Source organism: Synechococcus sp. H55.11 (genome assembly GCF_047462475.1).
Lineage (GTDB): Bacteria > Cyanobacteriota > Cyanobacteriia > Thermostichales > Thermostichaceae > Thermostichus.
In genome coordinates, this window is sequence record NZ_JANSJI010000309.1 from 1 (window position 1) to 659 (window position 659).

The 659-nt window shown below is 56.4% G+C and carries 1 protein-coding gene; it reads left to right on the forward strand.

The genetic code is table 11. The features are described 5' to 3' along the window. Positions 1-428 precede the first annotated feature (428 nt). Positions 429-566, forward strand: coding sequence for a hypothetical protein (locus NW853_RS12265; protein WP_414336269.1), 138 nt, complete (start codon positions 429-431; stop codon positions 564-566). Positions 567-659 lie beyond the last annotated feature (93 nt).

Sequence of the window (659 nt, forward strand, 5' to 3'; positions counted from 1 at the left end):
AAACCAGACGGCCAGAAGGCTCAGACATAGCGGCAACGCAACAGTGAGGGGGGCTAGATCTCTATGCTAGGCTCTTGCCCTTGTAACTGAGAACAAGCAATCCTGTCCCGGCCAGTAATCTAACAAGAACCCTCGTTCTTTAGAGTAGGGAGTATGTCAAAACCCTTCTGCAGGTTGGCTACAACAACACCTGAGTTTTTAACCAACGGGAGCGGAAGAGTTGGGTGACCAAGGAGCCACAACCTCGCCCAAAATGCCTTGGAGCTCCCCTACCTGCAGTTGCTGTCCTGATTTTGGCCGGGGGCAACAGCCGCCGCATGGGATCCGACAAGGCTTTGGGGATGGGATCCCCCTCTTGCGACGGGTGGCCCAGGTGGCAGCAGCCTATGCCAACGCAGTTTACATTCTCCCCCCCTGGCCGAAGCGCTATGCACCGATGGCGGATCCCGCCTGGCACCTCTGGCGAGAAAATGTTTCCCCGCCTGCTGGGCCAGACTCAAACGATGCTCACCAATTGCAATACCCCCGCCGATTTGCAGCTTGGGCAAAAGCCGGGCAAGGAGTGATCTTTAGGACAAGCCAAGGGGATAGGATCGCCTCGTGTCACAATGGGTGAAGATTTGCTCTGTTTTCTATCTCGGCGCCGTGCTCAAGCCCCT

What these genes read in the sequence shown, in the direction of transcription:
- NW853_RS12265 (WP_414336269.1), top strand. Translation starts at nt 429, where the DNA reads ATGCACCGATGGCGGATCCCGCCTGGCACCTCTGGCGAGAAAATGTTT.